This is a genomic window from Streptosporangium sp. G11 (assembly GCF_051192615.1).
In the GTDB taxonomy this organism is placed as follows: domain Bacteria; phylum Actinomycetota; class Actinomycetes; order Streptosporangiales; family Streptosporangiaceae; genus Streptosporangium.
The window spans coordinates 150,454-171,565 of sequence record NZ_JBPJUQ010000004.1 but is presented as its reverse complement, the minus strand read 5'-3'; the positions used below and the strand labels follow the sequence as shown (position 1 = coordinate 171,565).

At 71.1% G+C, this 21,112-nt stretch carries 19 protein-coding genes; 13 read left to right on the top strand and 6 right to left on the bottom strand.

The genetic code is table 11. The features are described 5' to 3' along the window. Position 1: 1 nt before the first annotated feature. Together ACSDR0_RS06080 and ACSDR0_RS06075 are read right to left on the bottom strand one after the other, a co-directional pair. Positions 2 to 835, bottom strand: a complete 834-nt coding sequence (locus ACSDR0_RS06080; RefSeq protein ID WP_435287733.1) for an ABC transporter permease — start codon at positions 833 to 835, stop codon at positions 2 to 4. Next, positions 832 to 1,914, bottom strand: coding sequence for an LLM class flavin-dependent oxidoreductase (locus tag ACSDR0_RS06075; RefSeq protein WP_435287732.1), 1,083 nt, complete (start codon positions 1,912 to 1,914; stop codon positions 832 to 834). Before ACSDR0_RS06075 ends, ACSDR0_RS06080 begins: the two co-directional genes overlap by 4 nt. Positions 1,915 to 2,132: 218 nt before the next feature. Between ACSDR0_RS06075 and ACSDR0_RS06070 the strand changes: the two genes are divergently transcribed. After that, entirely contained in the window at positions 2,133 to 2,903 is a 771-nt protein-coding gene (locus ACSDR0_RS06070; RefSeq protein ID WP_435287731.1) for a DUF899 family protein, read from the top strand. A gap of 141 nt (positions 2,904 to 3,044) precedes the next feature. On the opposite strand, the gene ACSDR0_RS06065 is transcribed toward ACSDR0_RS06070, so the two are convergent. Continuing rightward, entirely contained in the window at positions 3,045 to 3,956 is a 912-nt protein-coding gene (locus tag ACSDR0_RS06065; RefSeq protein WP_435287730.1) for a bifunctional helix-turn-helix transcriptional regulator/GNAT family N-acetyltransferase, read from the bottom strand. Positions 3,957 to 4,106: 150 nt separating this feature from the next. On the opposite strand from ACSDR0_RS06065, the gene ACSDR0_RS06060 reads away from it, so the two are divergent. Next, complete coding sequence (locus ACSDR0_RS06060) at positions 4,107 to 5,141, top strand: lactonase family protein (RefSeq protein ID WP_435287729.1); 1,035 nt, start codon at positions 4,107 to 4,109, stop codon at positions 5,139 to 5,141. Between the two features lie 258 nt (positions 5,142 to 5,399). Continuing rightward, positions 5,400 to 6,425 carry a 6-phosphofructokinase gene (locus tag ACSDR0_RS06055; protein ID WP_435287728.1) on the top strand — a complete coding sequence of 342 codons (1,026 nt, stop codon included), beginning with the start codon at positions 5,400 to 5,402 and terminating at the stop codon, positions 6,423 to 6,425. Positions 6,426 to 6,657: 232 nt separating this feature from the next. On the opposite strand, the gene ACSDR0_RS06050 is transcribed toward ACSDR0_RS06055, so the two are convergent. Continuing rightward, the gene (locus ACSDR0_RS06050; protein ID WP_435287727.1) at positions 6,658 to 7,515 is read right to left on the bottom strand and encodes an MHYT domain-containing protein; all 858 of its coding nucleotides are present in this window, start codon (positions 7,513 to 7,515) and stop codon (positions 6,658 to 6,660) included. 77 nt (positions 7,516 to 7,592) lie between these two features. On the opposite strand from ACSDR0_RS06050, the gene macS reads away from it, so the two are divergent. The 3 genes from macS to thiI all read left to right on the top strand — a co-directional run bounded on the left by macS (position 7,593) and on the right by thiI (position 10,935). Further along, a complete protein-coding gene (gene macS, locus ACSDR0_RS06045) occupies positions 7,593 to 8,711 on the top strand; it encodes a MacS family sensor histidine kinase (protein ID WP_435287726.1) in 1,119 nt (372 codons plus the stop codon). Positions 8,712 to 8,972: 261 nt separating this feature from the next. Beyond that, a complete protein-coding gene (locus ACSDR0_RS06040; protein ID WP_435287875.1) occupies positions 8,973 to 9,602 on the top strand; it encodes a response regulator in 630 nt (209 codons plus the stop codon). A gap of 130 nt (positions 9,603 to 9,732) precedes the next feature. Further along, the gene (thiI, locus tag ACSDR0_RS06035; protein WP_435287725.1) at positions 9,733 to 10,935 is read left to right on the top strand and encodes a tRNA uracil 4-sulfurtransferase ThiI; all 1,203 of its coding nucleotides are present in this window, start codon (positions 9,733 to 9,735) and stop codon (positions 10,933 to 10,935) included. A gap of 43 nt (positions 10,936 to 10,978) precedes the next feature. On the opposite strand, the gene aroF is transcribed toward thiI, so the two are convergent. After that, positions 10,979 to 12,016, bottom strand: a complete 1,038-nt coding sequence (aroF, locus tag ACSDR0_RS06030) for a 3-deoxy-7-phosphoheptulonate synthase (protein ID WP_435287724.1) — start codon at positions 12,014 to 12,016, stop codon at positions 10,979 to 10,981. A 373-nt stretch (positions 12,017 to 12,389) separates the two neighbouring features. On the opposite strand from aroF, the gene ACSDR0_RS06025 reads away from it, so the two are divergent. The 4 genes from ACSDR0_RS06025 to ACSDR0_RS06010 all read left to right on the top strand — a co-directional run bounded on the left by ACSDR0_RS06025 (position 12,390) and on the right by ACSDR0_RS06010 (position 16,809). Further along, complete coding sequence (locus ACSDR0_RS06025; protein ID WP_435287723.1) at positions 12,390 to 13,010, top strand: molybdopterin-dependent oxidoreductase; 621 nt, start codon at positions 12,390 to 12,392, stop codon at positions 13,008 to 13,010. Between the two features lie 1,092 nt (positions 13,011 to 14,102). Next, entirely contained in the window at positions 14,103 to 14,366 is a 264-nt protein-coding gene (locus tag ACSDR0_RS06020; protein ID WP_435287722.1) for a hypothetical protein, read from the top strand. 368 nt (positions 14,367 to 14,734) lie between these two features. Beyond that, the gene (locus ACSDR0_RS06015; RefSeq protein ID WP_435287721.1) at positions 14,735 to 15,943 is read left to right on the top strand and encodes a histidine kinase; all 1,209 of its coding nucleotides are present in this window, start codon (positions 14,735 to 14,737) and stop codon (positions 15,941 to 15,943) included. 50 nt (positions 15,944 to 15,993) lie between these two features. Further along, positions 15,994 to 16,809: a LytR/AlgR family response regulator transcription factor gene (locus tag ACSDR0_RS06010; protein WP_435287720.1), complete on the top strand. Its 816-nt coding sequence runs from the start codon at positions 15,994 to 15,996 to the stop codon at positions 16,807 to 16,809. Positions 16,810 to 17,735: 926 nt separating this feature from the next. Here the strand turns inward: ACSDR0_RS06010 and ACSDR0_RS06005 are convergent. Continuing rightward, positions 17,736 to 18,575 carry a deoxyribonuclease IV gene (locus tag ACSDR0_RS06005; RefSeq protein WP_435287719.1) on the bottom strand — a complete coding sequence of 280 codons (840 nt, stop codon included), beginning with the start codon at positions 18,573 to 18,575 and terminating at the stop codon, positions 17,736 to 17,738. Between the two features lie 396 nt (positions 18,576 to 18,971). On the opposite strand from ACSDR0_RS06005, the gene ACSDR0_RS06000 reads away from it, so the two are divergent. The 3 genes from ACSDR0_RS06000 to pucL all read left to right on the top strand — a co-directional run bounded on the left by ACSDR0_RS06000 (position 18,972) and on the right by pucL (position 21,111). Next, the gene (locus tag ACSDR0_RS06000; RefSeq protein WP_435287718.1) at positions 18,972 to 19,613 is read left to right on the top strand and encodes a 2-oxo-4-hydroxy-4-carboxy-5-ureidoimidazoline decarboxylase; all 642 of its coding nucleotides are present in this window, start codon (positions 18,972 to 18,974) and stop codon (positions 19,611 to 19,613) included. A 282-nt stretch (positions 19,614 to 19,895) separates the two neighbouring features. Next, a complete protein-coding gene (uraH, locus tag ACSDR0_RS05995) occupies positions 19,896 to 20,207 on the top strand; it encodes a hydroxyisourate hydrolase (protein ID WP_435287717.1) in 312 nt (103 codons plus the stop codon). A gap of 1 nt (position 20,208) precedes the next feature. Next, the gene (gene pucL, locus ACSDR0_RS05990; protein WP_435287716.1) at positions 20,209 to 21,111 is read left to right on the top strand and encodes a factor-independent urate hydroxylase; all 903 of its coding nucleotides are present in this window, start codon (positions 20,209 to 20,211) and stop codon (positions 21,109 to 21,111) included. The last annotated feature ends 1 nt before the right edge of the window (position 21,112 follow it).

The following is a 21,112-nucleotide window of genomic DNA, read 5'->3' as shown; positions in this document are numbered from 1 at the left end:
CCTAGGTACGGCCGCGCCAGGGCACCAGGCGGCGGTCCAGCGTTTGCAGGAGGAAGTCGATGAGCAGGCCGGACAGGCCGATGACGATGATCCCGAGGACGACCACATCCGTCTGGTTGTAGCGCTGGGCGTCGCGGACCATGCCGCCGATGCCGGGCACGCCGTTCACGGTCTCGGCGGCGACCACGGTGGTGTAGGCGACGCCCACGGCCACCCGCACCCCCGTGATGATCTCGGGCAGCGCGCTCGGCAGCACCACCCGCAGCGGCAGTTCGTGCCGGCGGGCGCCCAGCGAGCGGGCCGCGTTCAGATAGTCCTCGTGCACGCCGCGCACGGCGTCGGCGGTGGCCACCGCGACCGGCGGGAGCGCGGCCAGCAGCAGGAGCCAGATCTTGGGCTCCTCGTCGATGCCGAACCAGATCACCAGCAGGCTGAGGTACGCCAGCGGCGGCAGGGTGCGGACGAACGTGACCAGCGGGCCGAGCAGCGCGCGCAGCGTCGGGACCATGCCGATCAGCAGTCCCAGCGCGATCCCGCCCGTCACCCCGTACAGGCAGCCGAGCAGGATGCGGCGCAGGCTGGTGAGCAGGTGTTCCTGGAGGGTGTGGCCGCTCACGCCCTCGACGGTGGTGCGCAGGAACTGGTCCCAGACCGCGACGGGTTCCGGTACGAAGACCGGCGGCCAGATCCCGGCCATGGCCACGGCCTGCCAGATCGCGACCAGCGCGACGATCGCCCCGGCCCGCAGCGCCAGGGCCCGCCAGAGCCCCGGCCCCGGTTCGGCGCCGGGGACGTTCACGCGACGGGGACGGGGACGGGAGGTGAGGACGCTCACGCGACGAGCGCGGGGGCGGCCAGCCGGGGAAGGACGAAGTCGCCCACCCGCCAGGCCTCCTCCAGATGCGGCCAGCCGGACAGCACGAACTCCGACAGGCCCAGCTCGGAGTATTCGCGGAGGCGCTCGGCGACCTCCTCGTAACTGCCGACCAGCGCGGTACCGGCACCCTCCCGGACCAGCCCGACCCCCGCCCAGAGGTTGGGCGAGATCTCGAGCGCGTCCGCGGAGCCCCCGTGGAGGTCGGCCATGCGGCGCTGTCCCACCGAGTCCATCCGGGCGAACCGCGCCTGGGCGGCGGCGATCCTTTCCGGGTCCATGCCGTCGAGCAGGCGCCGGGCGTGCGCCCAGGCCTCCTCGGAGGTGTCGCGGGCGATGACGTGGAGCCGGATGCCGAACCGCAGCTCGCGGCCCGCCTGGGCGGCGCGCTCGCGCATCCTGGCGACCCTTTCGGCGATCATCGCCGGGGGCTCGCCCCACATCAGGTAGACGTCCGCCCCGGCGGCGGCCACCCGCTCCGCGGCGGGGGAGGCGCCGCCGAAGTAGATGTCGGAGGTGTCGAGGAGTGGTGTGGCGAGCCCTCCCCCCGACACCCGGTAGTGGGCGCCCAGGTGGTCGAACGGCTCGCCCGCCCAGGTGCGCCTGAGCACCTGGATGAACTCACCGGTGCGCTCGTAGCGGGCGTCGTGGTCGAGGAAGTCGCCGTAGGCGCGCTGCTCCCGGGGGTCGCCTCCGGTGACCACGTTGAGCAGGAGCCGCCCCCCGCTGATCTCCTGGAGGGTCTGCGCCTGCTGGGCGAGCAGCGTGGGGAGGGTGAAGCCGGGCCGGAAGGCCACCAGCAGCTTGAGCCGCTCGGTCCGTGCCGCGACGGCGCTGCACGCCACCAGCGGGTCGGGACAGCCCGCGCCCACCGGGGTCAGCGCCGCCTCGAAACCGGCCGCCTCGGCGGCGAGGGCCACCTGGGACAGGTAGTCGAGCGTCGCGGGCCTGGCCGCGGCGCCTCCCGCCGCGACGGTCGTCGTGGCGGGCCTGACGTGGTGGCCGTCGCCGGTGGTCGGCAGGAACCAGTGCAAGCGCATCTTCGCCTCATTGGGCTCATACGGAACGGGGTGGCGCTCCCGATATTAACCACATAATACCTATCTATAAAGAGGGAATTAGGGCGAGGGTGTGAAACGGCCTCCGGACGGGACCCCGGCCGGGGGGTACGCGCGGCTCCGGCATTCCCGAGATCAGTTTTTGACCATGATCGGCATAAGTGTTGTTTCGCGCTCTCCATCTGGGCTACACAGATCGCATGACAGAGACGTCGGCAGTTGAACACGCGCTTCCGCAGATCGCCGATCGGCGGACCTGGCAGGCGAGGATCGACGAACTCCGGGTCAAGGAGAAGGCTCACACCAGGGCCGGGGACGCACTGGCCGCCGAACGCCGTCGGCTGCCGATGGTCGAAGTCGATCCGCGGACTCCGCTGATCGGAGCCGGCGGTCCGGTGCCGTTGATCGACATCTTCGACGGCCGGTCCCAGCTGATCGCCTACTTCCAGATGTGGCACACCGGCAGGCCCGCGGCGGAGCAGTGCGAGGGTTGCACCTTCTCCACGACCCACATCAACGAGTTGTCCTACCTGCACTCGCGGGACGTCGGTTACGCGACCTTCTGCCAGGGGCCGTACGAGGAGAGCTCGCGCTATCGCGACTTCATGGGCTGGACGATTCCCTGGTACTCGGTGCCGCAGGACGCCGTGGACCGGCTGGTCGCGAACCGGCCCTTCGGCATCCTGGTCACCTATCTCCGCGACGACGACAAGGTCTACGAGACCTACTGGACCACCGGCCGCGGCAACGAACGGATGGCGCCGTCGTACGGACTGCTGGATCTGACCGTCCACGGCCGGCAGGAGTTCTGGGAGGACTCGCCGGAGGGCTGGCCGCAGCGCTGGGATTCCAGGGGCGAGCAGTTTCGGCTGGACGGCCGCCCGACCGCCCAGTGGTCACGGATCAAGGCTGGACGCGACGACGACCTCGGCAACTCGTCCAATGGTCACCACCAGCCGCACTGCCACTGAGCGGGCGTCCAAGGACTCGGCGGGCGCATGGTCGCGAGGCGACGAAGCACGGCGCGCAATGGATCGACAGGAGGCGAGCTCCCGGCAGGTCGGCGGTTGCCCGGACCGGCGACCCGCTGACCCGGGTTTCCGGACGCTCGCTCAGAGGTCGCGGGCCCAGATCTCCTCGACGAAGTCCCCGCCGCCCTCGCCCCGCTCCTTCTCGACCAGCTCGAAGCCCGCCGCCTGGTAGATGCGCCTGGCGCCCAGCAGCACGTCCCTGGTCCACAGCACCATCCGCCGGTAGCCGGCGGCCCTGGCGAAGCGCACGCACTCGTCCACGAGCCGGGTGCCGATCCCCATGCCGCGCGTGGACGGCTCGACCAGCAGCATCCGCAGCTGCGCGGTCTCGTCGTCCTTGCGTACGCAGAAGACGCACCCGGCGCGCTCGCCGTCCACCTCGGCGATCCAGCCCGCCTCGCGCCCGGGATCGTGGCCCCTCACGTAGTCGGCCACGATCCCGGCCACCGTCGCCTCGAAGTCCATTCCCCAGCCCTGCTCCTGGCTGTAGAGAGTGCCGTGCCGGTAGACCACCCAGCCGAGGTCGCCGGGGCGCGGCGGGCGGATGACGTACGGCCGGTCCGTCTTCGGCGCCCGGCCGAGAATCTCCTCGATCGTCGCCATGCTCGCGACCAGCCGCCCGCGGTCCTCGTCGGTCACCCCGGCCAGCAGCTCGCGTACCTCCTCCGCCGCGCGCTCGTCGAAGCCCGCGAACCTGACCCTGCCCTCGCCGGTCAGTTCGACCACCTGCCGTCGCGCGTCGGCGGCGGAGCGCTCGCGCACCACCAGCCCGTCGCCCTCGAACCTGCCGAGCATCCGGCTGAGGTATCCGGCGTCGAGCCCGAGCAGCCGCCGCAGGTCGCCCGCCTCCATCCGGCCCGCCCGGTCCAGCTCGAACAGCACCCTCACCTCCGTCAGCGAGTAGGAGCTGTCCAGGACGCCCTGGTGGAGCAGGCCGATGAGCCTCGTGTAGAAGCGGTTGAAGGCGCGGACGTCCGCCACATGTCTCTCCATGCTTGACAGCATCAAGCAATTCGTTGACGAGGTCAATGAATCGACCGGCACGGCCCCCTGTGAGATCGGCGGCCCGCTGCGCTAGCTTCGCACTTTGGCTGAGAACGGATGATGAACCGGGGCGGCATGTGCCGTGCCCATGGCGGGAGCATGATGGCTGAGGTCGCGTACATCGGTGGATACACCCCGGACACCGGCGGGTCCGGACCGGGGATCACCCTGGTCGAGCTGGGGAGCCTCGCGCGGCTCGGGGAGACGGCGGCCTCCGGCCCCTCCTTCCTCGCCGTCCACCCCACCCTCCCGGTCCTGTACGCGGTGGGGGAGAGCGATCGCGGCACGGTCTGTGTCTTCGCCCGCGCCGGGGACGGCACGCTGAGCCCGCTCGCGCAGCGGCCCAGCGAGGGATCGGCCCCCTGCCACCTGGCGGTGGACCCCACCGGCACGCGCCTCGCGGTGGCCAACTACGGTGACGGCACGGTCAGCGTGCACGGCATCGACGGGTCCGGCCTCCTGACCGACGTGTGGATCTTCCCCTACCGTGAGGGCGCCCACGCCCACCAGGCGGTCTTCGGCCCCGACGGGGTGCTGCACGTGAGCGACCTGGGCTCCGACGAGGTCCGCCGCTACCTGGTCGGGGACGAGGTGGTCCCGCACCCGGCGGGGCCGGTGCGGCTCGCGTCCGGCATGGGCCCCCGGCACATGGCCTGGTCGGGCGGCCACTGGTACGTGGCGGGGGAGCTGGACGGCACCGTGCGCGTCTACGAGGTCTCCGACGGCGTCGACGAGGGCGTCTATGAGGGCTCGGACGGATCTGACGGCTCCGGTGGCTCCGGTGGCTCCGGTGGCTCCGGTGGAGAGTGGCGCGAGATCGCCGTCGTCCGGGCCGGCGGGGGCGAGGGGCACAACCAGCCCTCGCACCTGGAGGTCTCCGGAGGGTTCGTCTACGTCGCCAACCGGGGGCCCGACACGATCTCGGTCTTCGCGGGCCCCGAGCTGGAGCCGGTGGCGGAGGTCCCCTGCGGCGGCGCCTGGCCGAGGCACTTCGCCATCGCCGACGGCCGCATGTACGTGGCCAACCAGCGCTCGGACGGCGTCGCCGTGCTCCCGCTCAAGGGAGGCGTCCCGCAGCCCGCCGAGGAGGTCTTCGCCGTCGGCACCCCCTCCTGCGTTCTGCCTCTGCCGTAACGTGCCCCCCACGGGCCTCCCGGGGCCTCTGAGCCGCCTCTGACACGCACGCCCGGCGGGACCCGTGTCTTCGGGCCCGCCGGGTCCCGCTCTCCCGTCAATCGCGGGAAAGGACATGTGAGGACTACTCTCCTTGGTCTAGACCACTGGGTGTATCTGCGGGCAGAATGCGTTGCGTCGGTGGCGAAAACCCATCGCCGGACCGACCGTGCCACTTAGTCTGGCCATCTTGTCTCGAACTCACTACCGGAGGATGCCATGCGTATCGGAGTGCTCACCGGGGGCGGCGACTGCCCCGGCCTGAACGCCGTTATCCGCGCCGTCGTACGCAAGGGAGCGGGCGTTCACGGGCATGAGTTCGTCGGGTTCCGCGACGGCTGGCGGGGCCCCCTGGAGGGCGACACCATGCCGCTTGACATCGAGGCCGTGCGCGGAATCCTGCCGCGAGGCGGGACGATCCTTGGCTCCTCGCGGACCAACCCGATCAAGATCGAGGGTGGCGTTGAGAAGATCAAGGAAAACCTCGCGAAGGGTGGGGTCGACGCGCTGATCGCGATCGGCGGCGAAGACACCCTCGGCGTGGCCAAGCAGCTCTTCGACAAGGGTGTGAAGGTCGTCGGCGTGCCCAAGACGATCGACAACGACCTCAACGCGACCGACTACACCTTCGGCTTCGACACGGCCGTCAACATCGCCGTCGAGGCGATCGACCGCCTGCACACCACCGCCGAGTCCCACCACCGCGCGCTGATCTGCGAGGTCATGGGCCGCCACGCGGGCTGGATCGCCCTGCACGCCGGCATGGCGGGCGGCGCCAACGTCATCCTCATCCCGGAGAAGCCCTTCGACATCGACCGGGTCTGCGCCTACGTCGAGTCCCGCTTCAAGACGCGGTACGCGCCGATCATCGTCGTGGCCGAGGGCGCGCACCCGATCGAGGGCCAGATGGCGCTGCAGGCGGGCGAGCTCGACGCCTTCGGCCACGTGCGGCTCGGCGGCATCGGCGAGAACCTCGCCAAGGAGATCGAGAAGCGCACCGGCAAGGAGGCCCGCACCACCGTGCTCGGCCACATCCAGCGCGGCGGCACCCCCACGGCCTTCGACCGGGTGCTGGCCACCCGGTTCGGCCTGCAGGCCATCGACGCGGTGCAGGACGGCGACTTCGGCAAGATGGTCGCCCTCCAGGGCACCGACATCGTCAGGGTCGGCCTCGACGAGGCCACCAAGGAGCTGAAGACCGTGCCGGCCAGCCGCTACGAGGAGGCCGAGGTCTTCTTCGGCTGAGGCCCGCCCCCGAGGCTCCGGCCGGGGTGTTTCCCGAGTGGTTCCCCCCGGCGGGGAGCCGCCCGGATCGCCGCGGACATGTCCCCGGCACACCGCCGGGGTCTCTCCGCGCACGTCTGTAAGTGTTCTGCAAGCGGCCTCTCCTAGCCTCCCGACAGGGCGGCCGCCCGCGATTCCCCTCCATGTACGGCTTGCGCCTTGACCAGGCACCAGCGGGGGCGCAAGCCGTACATCATCGCTCCCGGGAGTCGAACAGCGACGGACCCCTCGGCGCGGGAGCCGGCGCCGGGGCGACCGGCTCTCTGAGCCGGTCCTCGTCGCGACGGCTCTCCAGCTTGGCCAGCAGGACGGCGTCGTTCTCCAGCTCCCCCTGCGACGGCGACAGGATGACGGCCAGCAGCAGGCTGAGGCTCAGCAGGCCCACCAGGGCCAGCGTGGGCAGCATGAAGTCGACGCCCCTGGCCCCCTCGATCGGCGTGAGCGAGATCAGGGGCCGCACCTCGAGCGCGAACATGCCGGTGTAGTGCATGCCGCAGACCGCCAGGGCCATGATCAGTGCGGCGCCGCCGGTGGCGAGCGCGCCGCTGACCCGCAGGGTGAACCAGAGCGCCACCGTGGAGGCGGCGATCGCGATCAGCACCGAGAGCCCGACCAGCAGCGGGTCGTAGGAGACCTGCGCCGACATGTTCATCGCGAACATGCCGATGTAGTGCATGCCCGCCACGCCGAGGCCGGTGAGCACGCCGCCGGACAGGAGGGAGAGCGGACTCTCCCCCTGGTAGGAGACCAGGAACAGACCCGCGCCCACGACGACGATCGCCAGGACCGCCGAGCCCACCGTCAGCGGCACGTCGTAGCGGATCTGGCCACCGCCGACGGCGAAGCCCATCATGGCGACGAAGTGCATGACCCAGATGCCGGTGCCTCCGATGGACAGCGCCCCGCCCACCAGCCAGCGGACGCGTGCCGAGCCCCCCGCCGCGCGGGCCTTGGCGGTGAGCAGGAGGCCGAGCATGCATCCGACGCTCGACATGACGTAGGCCAGCACGGGAGTGAGCAGGCCGTAGGAGAAGTGATCTACGTGGGACATATTCCAGTTTCTCGTGAGAGGGAAATCGGTGAATTATTGCAGCTCGTGGCCTTTGCGGTGAAAGGTGTGGGCGGCAGGTGACCGGAATCGAGGGCCCGTTCTGGCGGGCGGTCGCGGTTTTCCGCGTCGCGTCCCTCGCGTACGCGGCGGTCCTGCTCATCCGCGCGGGGGGATACGCCCACCCGGCGACCGGCTGGCTGGTGATCGGCGTCATGGCGCTGTGGACCGTGGCGACGATCTTCGCCTACTCCGTCGAGGAGTTCCGCGGCCGGCCCCTGCTCGCCGCCGACATGCTCGTGACCGTGGGCTGCCTGCTCGCCACCCCGGCCGTGCAGGGCGCCTACCAGCAGGGCAGCCTGCCGATCACCGGCACCTGGATGGGCGGGGCGGTGCTCGCCTGGGGGGTGTACGGCGGGCGGCGGCTGGGGGCCGTGGCCGCGCTGATCGTCTCGCTGGCCGACCTGTGGCTGCACGGCGTCCCCGGGGGTGGCTTCGAGATGCTGCCGATCAACGGCACCGTCCTGCTCTTCCTCGCCGGTGTGGTCGTCGGGCACGTGGCCCGGCTGGCGAAGAAGGCCGAGGAGCGCATGCAGCAGGCGATCGAGCTGGAGGCGGCCGGGCGGGAGCGGGAGCGGCTCGCCCGGGGAATCCACGACTCGGTGCTCCAGGTGCTCGCACTGGTCCAGCGGCGCGGGCAGGAGATCGGCGGCGAGGCGGCCGAGCTGGGCAGGCTCGCGGGCGAGCAGGAGGTCGCCCTGCGCGAGCTGGTCAGGCTCAGGCCCGAGGCGCCCGCCCTCGGCGCCGCCGACCTGCGCGTCCTGCTGCACAGGTACGGCTCGGCCACGGTCACCGTCTCGGCCCCGGCGACCCCGCTGACCCTGCCCGCCGCCACCGCGGCCGAGATGGCCGCCGCGGTCGGTGCGGCCCTGGACAACGTCGCCCGCCACTGCGGGGCACGGGCGCCCGCGTGGGTCTTCGCCGAGAGCGACGGCGGGCTGGTCACCGTGACCGTCAGGGACGAGGGGCCGGGCATCGCGCCCGGACGCCTGGAGGAGGCCGCCGCCGACGGGCGGCTCGGTGTCGCGCAGTCCATCAGGGGCCGCATCGCCGACCTCGGCGGCACGGTCACCGTGGTCTCGGGTCCCGGCCGGGGCACCGAGATCGAGATGTCGGTCCCGGTGGGGTGGGAGGGGTAGACCGGGTCTCCGTGTCGTCTCCGGCCCGTCGTGTCGTCTCCGGCCCGTCATGTCGTCTCCGGCCCGTCGTGTCGTCTCCGGCCCGTCGTGTCGTCTCCGGCCCGTCGTGTCGTCTCTGACCCACCGTGTCGTCTCCCGCCCGCCGCGGCCGGCGGGACGGGCGCCGTGTGCGGGAGGCGGGGCCCGTGGTCTCGGGGAGAGCGGCGTGAAGAAGGCTGACCGGTCGAGAGGTAACAGCCCTAAGCTGGGCCAATGCGCGTGATGGTGGTGGACGACCACCCGATGTGGAGGGACGGGGTGGCCAGGGATCTGGCCGAGGCCGGGTACGAGGTCGTGGCCACGGTCGGAGAGGGGCGGCAGGCGGTCCGGGTGGCCGCGGCGGTCCGGCCCGAGCTGGTCGTGCTCGACCTGCAACTGCCCGACCTGCCGGGGGTCGAGGTGGCCAGGAGGCTGGCCGCGTCGGAGCCGCCGCCCCGGGTGCTGGTGCTGTCGGCCAGCGGTGAGCAGGAGGACGTGCTGGAGGCCGTCAAGGCGGGTGCGTCCGGATATCTCCTGAAATCCGCGAGCAAGGAGGAGTTCCTCGACGCGGTCAGGCGTACCGCAGGGGGCGACGCGGTGTTCACCCCGGGCCTGGCGGGACTCGTCCTGGGGGAGTACCGCAGGCTGGCCGCCAGGCCCGCGCCCGAGGCGACGCCCCGGTTGACCGAGCGGGAGACCGAGGTGCTCCGCCTGGTCGCCAAGGGCCTGTCGTACAAGCAGATCGCCGAGCGTCTCGTGCTCTCCCACCGGACGGTGCAGAACCATGTCCAGAACACGTTGAACAAGCTCCAGCTTCACAATCGGGTGGAACTGGTCCGCTACGCGATCGAGCGGGGCCTCGACGGGTCGTAGGCGCGACTAAAGTGACAAGGTCGAGATGTTGTCTTTGCGTGAGCACGCGAGAGACTTGACTGTGGTTCCCGGTTCCTCCCGGCGTCTCACGACTCCCCGTTCCCCTCGAAGCTCCACCGGAGGTCGCACCATGACCATGTCCGCCTTGGGCGAGCCCTGCGTTCTGCTCAAACTGGGCGAGGTCGTCCTCAAGGGCAACAACCGCGAGCTCTTCGAGCGCAGGTTGCAGGCCAACATCAAGGCCGCCCTGAAGGACGTCGGCGTCAAGGTCGACGTACGGCAGCGCCACGGTGTCATCGCGCTCTTCCTGCCGGACGGCAGCGGTGCCGAGATCGCCGACGCGGTCGCCGAGCGCGTCTCGTACGTCCCCGGCCTGGTCTGGGTCCACCGCGCCTGGCGGGTGGAGAAGGACCCTTCGGCGATCACCAAGGCCGCCATCGAGCTGCTGGCCGACCGCGACGACGTCAAACGCGGCGTCTCCTTCGCGGTCCGCTCCCGCCGCCGCGACAAGCGCTTCCCGCTCACCTCGATGCAGCTGGACCGCTCGGTCGGCGGCGAGCTCAACGACATCTACGGCCTGCCGGTCGACCTGAAGCGTCCCGAGCTGGTCGTCTCCATCGAGGTCGACCGCGACGAGGCGTTCGTCTTCACCGGCGGGCAGCCGGGCCAGGGCGGGCTGCCGGTCGGCACCAGCGGCAGGGGCCTGGTCCTGATGTCCGGCGGCATCGACTCCCCGGTGGCCGCCTACCGGATGATGCGCCGCGGCCTGCGGGTCGACTTCCTGCACTTCTCCGGCATCCCCTTCACCACCTCCGAGTCCATTTACAAGGCGTACGCGCTGGTCAGGGCCCTCGATAAGTTCCAGGGCGGGTCCCGGCTGTGGGTCGTCCCCTTCGGCAAGGCCCAGCAGTCGATCAAGGCGTCGGGGCAGGAGCGCCTGGCGATCATCACCCAGCGGCGCTTGATGCTGAAGACCGGCGAGGAGGTCGCCCGCCGCCTGCGCGCCGGCGCCCTGGTCACCGGTGACTCCCTGGGGCAGGTCTCCTCGCAGACCCTGCAGAACATCACCGCCCAGGACGACGCCGTCGACATGCCGATCCTGCGTCCCCTCATCGGCCTCGACAAGACCGAGATCATGGCCGAGGCCCGCCGTATCGGCACCCTGGCGATCTCCGAGCTGCCGGACGAGGACTGCTGCACGCTCCTGGCCCCTCGCAAGGCCGAGACCGCCGCGAAGGTCGCCGACCTGAAGAAGATCGAGCGCCGCCTCGACGCCGAGGAGCTCGCCATCCAGCTGGCCGGGTCCCTGCAGGAGTACAAGCTCGACGCCTGAACCCCTTTCCCCTCGGGTGCGCCCGAGGGGAAAGGGGTCGAGGTCAGGCCGGGGCCAGGAGGTCGCCGGCGGCGACCTTGCCCAGCAGCGGCGGGAGGTGCTCCATCACCTGGGCGAGCTCGTCCAGGTCGCCGTCGACCAGCGCCTGGGGGCCGTCACAGAGGGCCTGCTCGGGGTGCGGGTGGACATCGATGATCACGCCGTCGGCGCCGACCGCGATGGCCGCGCGGGTGAGCGGCAGGACCAGGTCGCGGTGGCCGCCGGAGTGCGACGGGTCGACGATCACCGGCAGGTGCGACAGCCGCTGGGCGAGCGGCACCGCCGAGACGTCCAGGGTGTTGCGGGTGGCGGTCTCGAAGGTGCGGATGCCGCGCTCGCACAGCACGATGTCGAGGTTGCCGCGCTGGGCGACGTACTCGGCGGCCATCAGCCACTCCTCGATGGTGGCGCTCATCCCGCGCTTGAGCATCACCGGCTTGCCCGCCGCGCCGACGGCCTGCAGCAGCGCGAAGTTCTGCGCGTTGCGGGTGCCGACCTGGAGCATGTCGGCGTAGGAGGCCACCAGCTCCACGTCGGCGGCGTCGACGACCTCGGTGACGATGGGAAGCCCGGTCTGCTCGCGCACGTCGGCGAGGATGCGCAGGCCCGCCTCGCCGAGCCCCTGGAAGGCGTACGGGGAGGTGCGGGGCTTGTAGGCGCCGCCGCGCAGCAGGGAGGCTCCGGCGGCCTTGGCCATCAGGGCGGCCTCCAGGGTCTGCTGCGGGGTCTCCACCGCGCACGGGCCGGCGATCAGGGTGACCGTCCCCGGGCCGATCGGCACGCCGCCGACGCGGACGGTGGACCGCTCGGGATGGTTGTCGCGGCTCACCAGCTTGTACGGCGCGCTCACCCGCATCACGTCGGCCACCCCCGGCATCCCCCGCAGGTCCAGGGCGGCGAACTGGGCGATGTCGCCGACCAGACCGATGATCGTGCGGCTCACGCCCCGGCTGACGAACGCCTCGCCGCCCGCCGCGCCGATGATCTCCACAATCGCCTCGACGTCCGCCCCCGTGGCGCCGGGACCCATGACGATGACCATTTTCTCTCCCTCTCGATGACTCCGCCGGTGCCGGCGGGCCCCGATGGTTTCTGTGGTTTCCGTGGTTGTGACGTTCTCGACGAAGGCCGGAAAAAGCAGAAGGCCCCGGGTCCGAAAATCGGACCCGGGGCCTCCTGTTCGCCAGGCTGTCAGCGCAGCATCTGGTGGCGAACGGTCCGACCTAGGGGTCCGTCGCCATACCAAAACCAGAACGTGGTGCGCATAGCGGCAAATGATAGCGCACGGCGAGAACACGACTCCCCCGTGACCCGGGGGCGAACCGGGGAAGAGCGCTATGCGGTGGCCACCGAGGTGGCGCGAAACCGGCGATGGCAGGATTACCCCGTGCCGTCGGGAAACAGCGAGGGGAGTGATGGTGGAGCAGCCCGAACCTTCGGAGGAGCCTCGCCTGCCCCCGGGCCAGTACGTCCCCCGGGGCAGGCCGGTGATCCACTACGGCCGGGTGCCGACGTTTCGTCCGGCGACCTGGCAGCTGCACGTCATGGGGGCGACCGCCTCGGGCGAGCAGCACCGCTTCACCTGGCCCCAGTTCTCAGAGTTGCCGCGCACCACGATCGTGGCCGACTTCCACTGCGTCACCAAGTTCTCGATCATGGGCAACGAGTGGAGCGGGGTCTCCACGGCGACGCTGATGGAGATCGCCCCGCCCGCGCCCGGCGTGAAGCACGTGATGATCTGGGGCGAGTACGGCTACAGCGCCAACATCCGGATAGGCGACTTCGCCCGTTCCCAGACGATGTTCGCGCTGGAGTTCGACGAGAAGCCCATCTCCCCGGAGCGCGGATTCCCGGTGCGGATGATCGTCCCGCACCTGTACGCGTGGAAGAGCGTCAAGTGGGTGCGCGCCGTGGAATACCTGCTGGAGGACAGGCGGGGTTTCTGGGAGGAGCGCGGCTACCACAACATCGCCGACCCCTGGCGTGAGCAGCGCTACTCCTATCAGGAGGAAGCTGGCGAAGGCCCACCGCCGTAGGGCGGACGAGAAGACCGGCCAACGCCGTGCTCGCCGAGCACCGGTGACCCAGACGAAATCGGCCCCGAGCCGGTGCCGGCGCACCGCTCGGAGCCTGGACCCGCTCTCCTGACCTGCCAGGACCGGATGTCGACGAGAGCCCACGATCGACGCTGAGAGCGCCACGGAGGAGACCCTGGCGGATGGCCCGTTGATGTTCCGGGGGCGCCGACGGTGATCCTGTGACCGTATACGCGACGATCACCGGCCGTGGGGATGTCCGGCGTCGGCCGATTCTCCCGGCGTGGGGTCGATCGCGTCAGGACCTGGCTACTACGGCACGCAGGTGGGCCGGGCACGGGTCCGAACCGATCAGAAAGCCGACCGCCGATTACCGGGAGCGGGGGCGCGAGATCCTCGCCACGCGACGCGGCTGACCGGAACCATGTTCTTCGTGAACCCGTACGGTGGTGTCGCCGAATGTCCCGGTGATCAAAATGACACACGTCACATGAAAGAATTGCAAATGAACGCCGCGTTCACGGCGGAGTCCGACCGGCTGCCGACCACGGGCTTCACCGCCTCCCCTGTCGCGAAAGAGCGCGGCGCATTGAGTAGGTTACGTTCCGGTGGGTTGACCCATTCTGTCATCTCGTTCAATATCCCTGGTGATCCTTCTTGCCTCCGCTCTTCGACGCGCCGTGACCCTTCACCCGGGTCCGCGTCGGAGTGCCTGCGAAAGGGCTCGGGATGCGGACTCGGCGCGTGCGTTCGTGGCTGACGACCGGTGTGATCGGAACCCTCATGTCACTCCTGATCTCCGGCGTGGAGGTCCCGGAACGCCTGGTCCCGCGGGTCGCCGCCGCGGCCCCCGCGTCTCCCGTTCGGGGGAGGAGCCGATCCTGAGCGACCTGGCGGTATTCGCCCGAGGGCGGTCGGGGCTCGATCGGACCGAGATCGGGATGGAAGGTATAACCGAAATCAAGAAGAGAATCGCCGGCCTGGCGCGAAAGCAGGGATTCAAGAAAACCACCATCCGGTACACGAGATATCTGAAAGGTGGGACGGTTCGCCGCAATGGTACGATGACCATAGATCTATAGGGAAAGATTCATGGACAAAAAAGAATTGGACCTGTTGTCCGCGGAGCTGATCGAGGGAAACGCCGGAGAAAAGGGAGTGGACGACCTGATCGCGGCACTCAAGGCATCCGGCCGCTCGATGGTGGAATCCATCTACATAGTCTCCAAAGTGTTCTCCATGTCGCCGGCGGACGCCAAAATGTCGGTGGTGACCGGCCCTTCCTGGTCGAAGGAGGGGGAAGAGCACGAGGAATTCCATCGAAGGCTGGCCGGGGAACGCGGGGACGAGGGGTGATCCGTCCGTTTCCCGGCTTCTCCCTGGCCGCCGCGTCTCCGGGCGGTTCTCCGGCGGCTCGCCGAGCGGGCCGTGGCCGGTGACCCGGCCGCGGTCCAGGTCCTGGGCGACGTCGAGGATCTCCGGGTTCGTCCGCAGGGCCATCTGGTCGCAGGTGTCGATCTGGATCTCGAGGGAGTGGAGATCCCTTTGCCCCTGGTGGCGGGCACTCGCACGTGGATTTCGGCGCGCTGACGCGGGGGCATGTGATCGTCTCCGGGGATTGGTCGGTTCTGGACGCCCGAAGTGCCCGGTCAGTCCTTCTATCGGTACTGCGGTGATTGGTGTTCGCCCCTGATCACAGGGGTCGGTTGACTACCGTTTCCCGCATGTCGACCACCGGCTGGGTGCTGCTCTGCGCCTTCAGCACCCTCCTCGGATTCCTCCTGCCCCGCCCGCGCGGGGAGCGTCCGGACCGTCCGGGCGGTCCGACGGACGAGGCCACCTTCCTCACGCTGCACATCGCGGCGATGGCGGCCCCCTCGCTGCGGGCCGGGCTCACCCGCGAGTCCGCGCGCAAGGCGGTCCGCCACCTGCGTGCCCTGCTGGGCACCGGCGCCGTCGCGGTCACCGACACCGGCGGCCTGCTCGCCTGGGACGGCGCGGCGGGCTGCCACCGCGACCACGTGCCCGAGCACGCCCGTACCGTCCTCGCCTCGGCCCGCCCGCACGTGGTGGCCGGAGACGACCTGACCTGCGGCACGCCGGGCTGCGCCATCCGGAGCGGGGTCGTCGTGCCGCTCACCGTCGACGGGCGGGTGGTCGGCGCGCTCGCCGCGTACGACACCGAGGTGAGCGCGGCACTGGCGCGGACCGTCACCGAGGTCGCCCGGTGGGTCTCCGGGCAGCTGGAGCTGGCCGAGGTCGACTCCTCGCGGCGGCGGACGATGGAGGCCGAGATGCGGGTGCTGCGCGCCCAGATGTCCCCCCACTTCGTCTACAACGCGCTGACCACCATCGCCTCGTTCGTCCGCACCGACCCCGACCGGGCGCGGGAGCTGCTGGTCGAGTTCGCCGACTTCAACCGGTACGCGCTGCGCCGGGCCCGCGACTTCGCCACCCTCGCCGAGGAGCTGCACTGCGTGGACCGCTACCTGCTGCTGGAACGTGCCAGGTTCGGCGACCGGCTCCACGTCACCCTCCGGGTCGCGCCGGAGGTGCTGTCGCTCTCCGTCCCGTTCCTCTGCCTGCAGCCCCTGGTGGAGAACGCCGTCAAGCACGGGGTGGCCGCGGCGGGACGTCGCGGCGAGGTCCGGGTGGTGGTCAGCGACGCCGGGCCCGAGGCCCACATCAGCGTGGAGGACGACGGCCTGGGCATGCCGCCCGAGCGGACCCGGACGCTCCTCGACGGCGGCCCCCCATACGGGGGCGAGGAGGGCGGGATCGGGCTGGCCGGAGTGGACGTGCGGTTCCGCCAGATCTACGGCGAGGACTACGGCCTGGTCGTGGAGAGTGCCCCGAACGTGGGCACCACGGTGCGGCTGCGCGTTCCCAAGCTCCCTCCGCCGATAGCTACTTGTAGTCAAACTATTACCTGAAGTTGCCATGAGGCTTGCGGCGGGTGTGGTCGAGGAGGCAGCGTAGGGTCATGTTGCGAGTCCTGGCCGTTGACGACGAGGTCCCCGCTCTGGAGGAGATCGCCTATCTCCTCCGCCAGGACCCCCGTATCGAGCACGTCTCCACCGCCGTGGGCGGCGTCACCGCGCTCCAGGACATGGTCCAGATGATCGGTACGGGCGAGCGGCTGGACGGGGTCTTCCTCGACATCCGGATGCCCGGCCTCGACGGCCTCGACCTGGCCAGGCTCATCGGGGGCTTCCCCAACCCGCCCCGGCTGGTCTTCGTCACCGCCCACGAGGAGTGCGCGGTGCAGGCCTTCGAGCTGGAGGCGGTCGACTACCTGCTCAAGCCGATCAGGGCCGACCGGCTGGCCGAGGCGGTGCGGCGTCTGGAGTCCATGACTCCCGCGGCCGCCGACCCCGTTCCCGAGGACGTCATCCCGGTCGAGCTCGCCGGACGGACGAGGTTCGTGCCCCAGCAGGCCGTCTGGTTCGCCGAGGCGCAGGGCGACTACGTCCGGCTGCACACCGACGAGGGCAGTTACCTGGTCCGCATGCCGCTGGCCGCCCTGGAGCGGCGCTGGGCCGGATCCGGGTTCATCAGGGTGCACCGCAGCACGCTGGTCTCGGTACGGCACGTGAGCGAGCTGCGCTTCGACGGCGGCCGGGTGATGCTCAGAGTCGGCACCGAGACGCTCCCGGTCAGCCGCCGCCACACCCGCCAGGTCCGCGAGCGGCTCATCCGCCAGTTCCGCGACCGCCCGGCCGCTCCCGGTGCGACCCGGTCCAGATCCCTGCCCTCACCCTCCGCGACCCTGCCTTCGCCCTCCGCCGCCCTACGGTAGCCGCGCCGCCTTCGCCCTCCGCCGCCCCGCGGGTACCCGCGGGGCGTGGTCTCAGGCCGCCCCTCACCCCTCTCGCAGCCGTACGACCGCCGTGGCGGCCGTCGTGTCACCGCCGCACGACAGCCGTATGAACCGCCGTATGGCCGCCGTGCGAACCGCCGTGCCGTCGCCGCACGATCGCCGTGTGACGTCCCCTCGCCGTTCGCGGCCTCCCGCCCCTGCCACGGTGCCCTTACGCCCCCGTGCGGCGATTCACGCCCGCGTGGACCCCGGCACGCCCGTCCCCGGTCACAGGGTCCTTGGTCCCGTCGCCGATCGCCGCGCCGGTCGTGGCCCGGGCGGCGACCCGGGCCGGTTCCGGCCATGGGCGCCCACCTGCCGTCGCCAGGTCCTTGATCTTGAAAGCCGTTCGCCACACGCGTCTCGCGCGCCTCATCGGCGGTCTCGCGTACCGGTGGCCTCACGGGCCCCGTGAGCCCCCGATCGACCGTTCGTCGTCCGCCGCCGGCCGCTCGTCGCCCCGGCACTCTCCGCACATCGACAACTACGGACCGTTAATCGCGCTGGGGGGAAAGCGTCGCTCACTCGTCTGGACGCGCCTCTAGTGTTCCCTCATCGGAGAGCGAGACCCGCCGCGTCAGGGGGGACAGAGCCGGAAGGCTCGCACAAGGCCTGATGCGCGGACGCCGGGTGACCGTCGGGAGCCGACGACAGCCGGTCACTCGGCCGCCGGGTCCTTGGCCGGAAGGGGAGGGGCCGCCGATCTCCGATGTGACGGGACGCCCGCGTTAGCCAGCGGGCCGGACCGTGATCCGGCCACACGGGGGCGGTCGGATCACGAGGACGGGCGTCCCGTCCGATCTCGTGAATGCCGGTGACGCGGGCCTTTCCGGCCGGCGGGCACCGGAAGGCGGCCGGCCGCCACGTCAGGTGTCGCGGAGCTTCTTGAGCGCGTCGATGTCCTCGCGGTGCTTCTCGGCGCCGCCCGGCGTCTCGATGCAGAACGGCACCCCCGCCGCCACGGGGTGGCGCAACATCTCGGCGAAGGGGGCGGCGCCGATGTGGCCGGCACCGATGTTCTCGTGCCGGTCCTTCCTGGAGCCGCAGACGTCCTTGGAGTCGTTGGCGTGGATCAGCTTGAGCCGCCCCGGGGCGATCGTGTGCAGGGCGTCCAGGGTCTCCTTGACGCCCTCGGAGGTCGACAGGTCGTGACCGGCGGAGAAGGCGTGGCAGGTGTCGAAGCAGACGCCCGCCTTCGGGTGCCAGTCGAGGGCCTCCAGGTAGGGCTCCAGGTTCTGGACGGTCGCGCAGAGCACCCCGCCCTGCCCGGCCATCGGCTCCAGCAGCAGATCGGGCCCGTCGTCGGGGATCTCCTCCAGGAGCGGCAGGAGGTGCTCGTGCAACTGGCGCAGGGCGGCGTCACGGGGCTGGCTCACCGCCGACCCGGTGTGGATGACCACTCCCTTCGCGCCGATCGCGTGGCCGCGCAGCAGGTTGTGCCGCACGGTGGCCACCGACTTCTCCAGCGTCTCGGGGCTGGGGGAGCCCATGTTGACGAGGTAGGGGGCGTGCACGAAGGACAGCGTGCCCGAGTCGCGCAGCTCGGTGTCCTGGGCGGGGTTGCCCGCGGCGAGCGCCCAGCCGCGGGGGTTGGTGACGAACACCTGGATCATCTCGGCGCCGATGTCCGCGGCGTACCGCAGCCCGCCCTTGGCGAGGCCGCCGGTGACGGATACGTGCCCACCGATGGGGGAGAGTGAAGTCATAGTGCCACCATTTTAGGCGCCCTCCGGGCCGGTTCACCGGCCCCGCCGATCGGCGTTCCTTATCACCGGCCGTCGCGCAACGTGACAGATCCGCTCCGGAAAGGCAGGTGGCGTCCGGGGCTGGAGGGGATCGCGTGGCGTGCGGGGCGGGGTGGGCCGCCGGCGGCGGCTCGACGGTGATCCGGCGGGCCACCAGGGCCGTCCCGTCGAGGCCGATGAGCGGTGACGGGCCGGATCTCGGGTCCGCGCGGGGCTTTCGGCCGCACCTCACGGGGGCGAACGGGCGATAAGAATCAGCGAGTTTGGAGCATGTTACGAAAATCTGGGGCAAATCATGGCTCAGTTTGCGGTACGTGGCGCTGGACCGCACACACCGGCGGTGTGTGTACTGCTCACATGCCTAACGTGAACTCCGCGCCGCCGGTCCCGGGGCTGGCCGCGTTCAACGCGCTGGGCGCCGAGGAGGCCGAGGCCGGGCTGCTGGCCTGCTGCGCCTGCCGGGCCTTCGCCCGGGAGGTGGCCGCGCTGCGCCCCTACCCCGATCTCGACCGGCTGGCCGAGGCGGCGGAGGCCGCCGTGCGGGGCCTGGACTGGTCCGGCGTCCGCGAGGCACTGGCCGCCCACCCCCGGATCGGCGAGCCGCCCCGCACGACGGAGCGGCCACCGGCTGCCGAGCCGTCCCGCGGGAGCGGTCCGGTGGCGGGTTCCGGGCGGCCCGGCCACCCGGAATCCCCGGAATCCCCGGAACCTCCGGGACACTCGGCAAGGGAGGCGGCCTGGTCACGCGGGGAGCAGGCGGGGGTCGGCACGGCCGGGCGGGAGGTCCTCGACCGGCTGGCGGAGGGCAACCGCGCCTACGAGCGGCGATTCGGCCACGTCTACCTGATCTGCGCCACCGGCCTGTCGGCCGAGGAGATGCTGGCCCGCCTCACGGAGCGGCTCGGCAACGACGAGGACGCCGAACGGGACGTCGTCAGGGCCGAACTCGCGAAGATCACCCGCCTGCGGCTGGCGAAACTCCTGGGAGCCGCCTCGTGAGCCCCGCGCGGGCCGTCGCGCGGCCCCGGACACCCGGGGGCCGTCCCATCATGGACCCCGCGTCCTGGAGGACCGCACGCGAGCCCGGCACCCCCGAGGCCCCCATCATGAGCTCCGCCTCCCGGGGAACCGCATACGAGCCCGGCATCTCGGGGAGCCGCCCCGTCATGAGCTCCGCCTCCCGGGGAGCCGTACGCGGGCCCGGCGCCCCCGGGGCCACATGAGCCCCGCACTCCCCGGAAGCCACCCCGTGGGCTTCCCCGCGCTTCGGAAAGGTCCCGTATGAGCCTGTCCACCCACGTACTGGACGCCGCCCTCGGCAGGCCCGCGGCGGGGGTCGCCGTACGCCTGGAGAGGGACGGAGAGGTGCTCGCCGAGGGTGTCACCGACGCCGACGGGCGGATCGCGGGATGGACCTGCGGGGCGGGCGCCCACCGCCTGGTCTTCGACACCGGCGGCTACTTCGCCGCCCGCGCCGTGGACGCCTTCTACCCCCGGGTCTCGATCGACTTCACGGTGGCGGACCCGCGGGAGCACCACCACGTGCCCCTGCTGCTCAGCCCGTTCGCCTACTCGACGTACCGAGGGAGCTAGCATGCCCGTCGTTCTCGGCCCCAACCGCTACGGCAAGGCGGAGACCCGCCTGGTCCGCGTCGTCAGGGACGGCGGCGTCCACCACATCAAGGACGTCACCGTCGGCTCGGCGCTGTCCGGAGACATGGAGGCGGTCCACCTCACCGGGGACAACGCCGCGGTCCTGCCGACCGACACGCAGAAGAACACCGTGTACGCCTTCGCCAGGAAGTACGGCGTGGCGGAGATCGAGGATTTCGCGATCCTGCTGGCCCGCCACTACGTGGAGTCGCAGCCCACCGTCCACCACGCCCGCGTGGAGGTCGAGGAGCACTTCTGGGACCGTATCCCGGCGGCCGAGGACGCCGCAGGGAAGGGCGGGCGGCACTCCTTCGTCCGCTCCGGCAGGGAGGCGCGCACCTGCGCCGTCCACCACGACCGCGACGGCACCACCACCGTGGTCTCCGGGCTGAGGGACCTGGTGGTGCTCAACTCGACCGACTCGGAGTTCTCCGGCTTCATCGAGGACGAGTACACCACCCTCCTCCCCACCAAGGACCGCGTCCTCGCCACCGCCGTCTCGGCCCGCTGGCGGCACCTGCCCGGCGCGGCGCCGTCGGGGACGGCGTACGGGGAGTCGTACGACGAGGTGCGCCGCCACCTGCTCGGGGCGTTCGCCGAGACCTACAGCCTGTCGCTGCAGCAGACGCTCTACGCGATGGGAGAGCGGGTCCTGAACGCCCGCGCGGAGGTCTGCGAGGTGCGCCTGGCGATGCCGAACAAGCACCACTTCCTGGTCGACCTCACCCCGTTCGGGCTGGACAACCCCAACGAGGTGTTCTATGCGGCCGACCGTCCCTACGGGCTGATCGAGGGCAGTGTGCTCCGCGACGACGCCCCCGACGCCCGCTTCGCCTGGGAGTGAC

What these genes read in the sequence shown, in the direction of transcription:
- ACSDR0_RS06055 (WP_435287728.1), top strand. Translation starts at nt 5,400, where the DNA reads ATGCGTATCGGAGTGCTCACCGGGGGCGGCGACTGCCCCGGCCTGAAC.
- ACSDR0_RS06050 (WP_435287727.1), bottom strand. Translation starts at nt 7,515, where the DNA reads ATGTCCCACGTAGATCACTTCTCCTACGGCCTGCTCACTCCCGTGCTG.
- ACSDR0_RS06015 (WP_435287721.1), top strand. Translation starts at nt 14,735, where the DNA reads ATGTCGACCACCGGCTGGGTGCTGCTCTGCGCCTTCAGCACCCTCCTC.
- ACSDR0_RS06060 (WP_435287729.1), top strand. Translation starts at nt 4,107, where the DNA reads ATGATGGCTGAGGTCGCGTACATCGGTGGATACACCCCGGACACCGGC.
- ACSDR0_RS06070 (WP_435287731.1), top strand. Translation starts at nt 2,133, where the DNA reads ATGACAGAGACGTCGGCAGTTGAACACGCGCTTCCGCAGATCGCCGAT.
- ACSDR0_RS06000 (WP_435287718.1), top strand. Translation starts at nt 18,972, where the DNA reads ATGCCTAACGTGAACTCCGCGCCGCCGGTCCCGGGGCTGGCCGCGTTC.
- pucL (WP_435287716.1), top strand. Translation starts at nt 20,209, where the DNA reads ATGCCCGTCGTTCTCGGCCCCAACCGCTACGGCAAGGCGGAGACCCGC.
- ACSDR0_RS06065 (WP_435287730.1), bottom strand. Translation starts at nt 3,956, where the DNA reads ATGGAGAGACATGTGGCGGACGTCCGCGCCTTCAACCGCTTCTACACG.
- uraH (WP_435287717.1), top strand. Translation starts at nt 19,896, where the DNA reads ATGAGCCTGTCCACCCACGTACTGGACGCCGCCCTCGGCAGGCCCGCG.
- ACSDR0_RS06040 (WP_435287875.1), top strand. Translation starts at nt 8,973, where the DNA reads ATGGTGGTGGACGACCACCCGATGTGGAGGGACGGGGTGGCCAGGGAT.
- aroF (WP_435287724.1), bottom strand. Translation starts at nt 12,016, where the DNA reads ATGGTCATCGTCATGGGTCCCGGCGCCACGGGGGCGGACGTCGAGGCG.
- ACSDR0_RS06020 (WP_435287722.1), top strand. Translation starts at nt 14,103, where the DNA reads ATGGACAAAAAAGAATTGGACCTGTTGTCCGCGGAGCTGATCGAGGGA.
- ACSDR0_RS06010 (WP_435287720.1), top strand. Translation starts at nt 15,994, where the DNA reads ATGTTGCGAGTCCTGGCCGTTGACGACGAGGTCCCCGCTCTGGAGGAG.
- thiI (WP_435287725.1), top strand. Translation starts at nt 9,733, where the DNA reads ATGACCATGTCCGCCTTGGGCGAGCCCTGCGTTCTGCTCAAACTGGGC.
- ACSDR0_RS06025 (WP_435287723.1), top strand. Translation starts at nt 12,390, where the DNA reads ATGGTGGAGCAGCCCGAACCTTCGGAGGAGCCTCGCCTGCCCCCGGGC.
- ACSDR0_RS06005 (WP_435287719.1), bottom strand. Translation starts at nt 18,575, where the DNA reads ATGACTTCACTCTCCCCCATCGGTGGGCACGTATCCGTCACCGGCGGC.
- ACSDR0_RS06075 (WP_435287732.1), bottom strand. Translation starts at nt 1,914, where the DNA reads ATGCGCTTGCACTGGTTCCTGCCGACCACCGGCGACGGCCACCACGTC.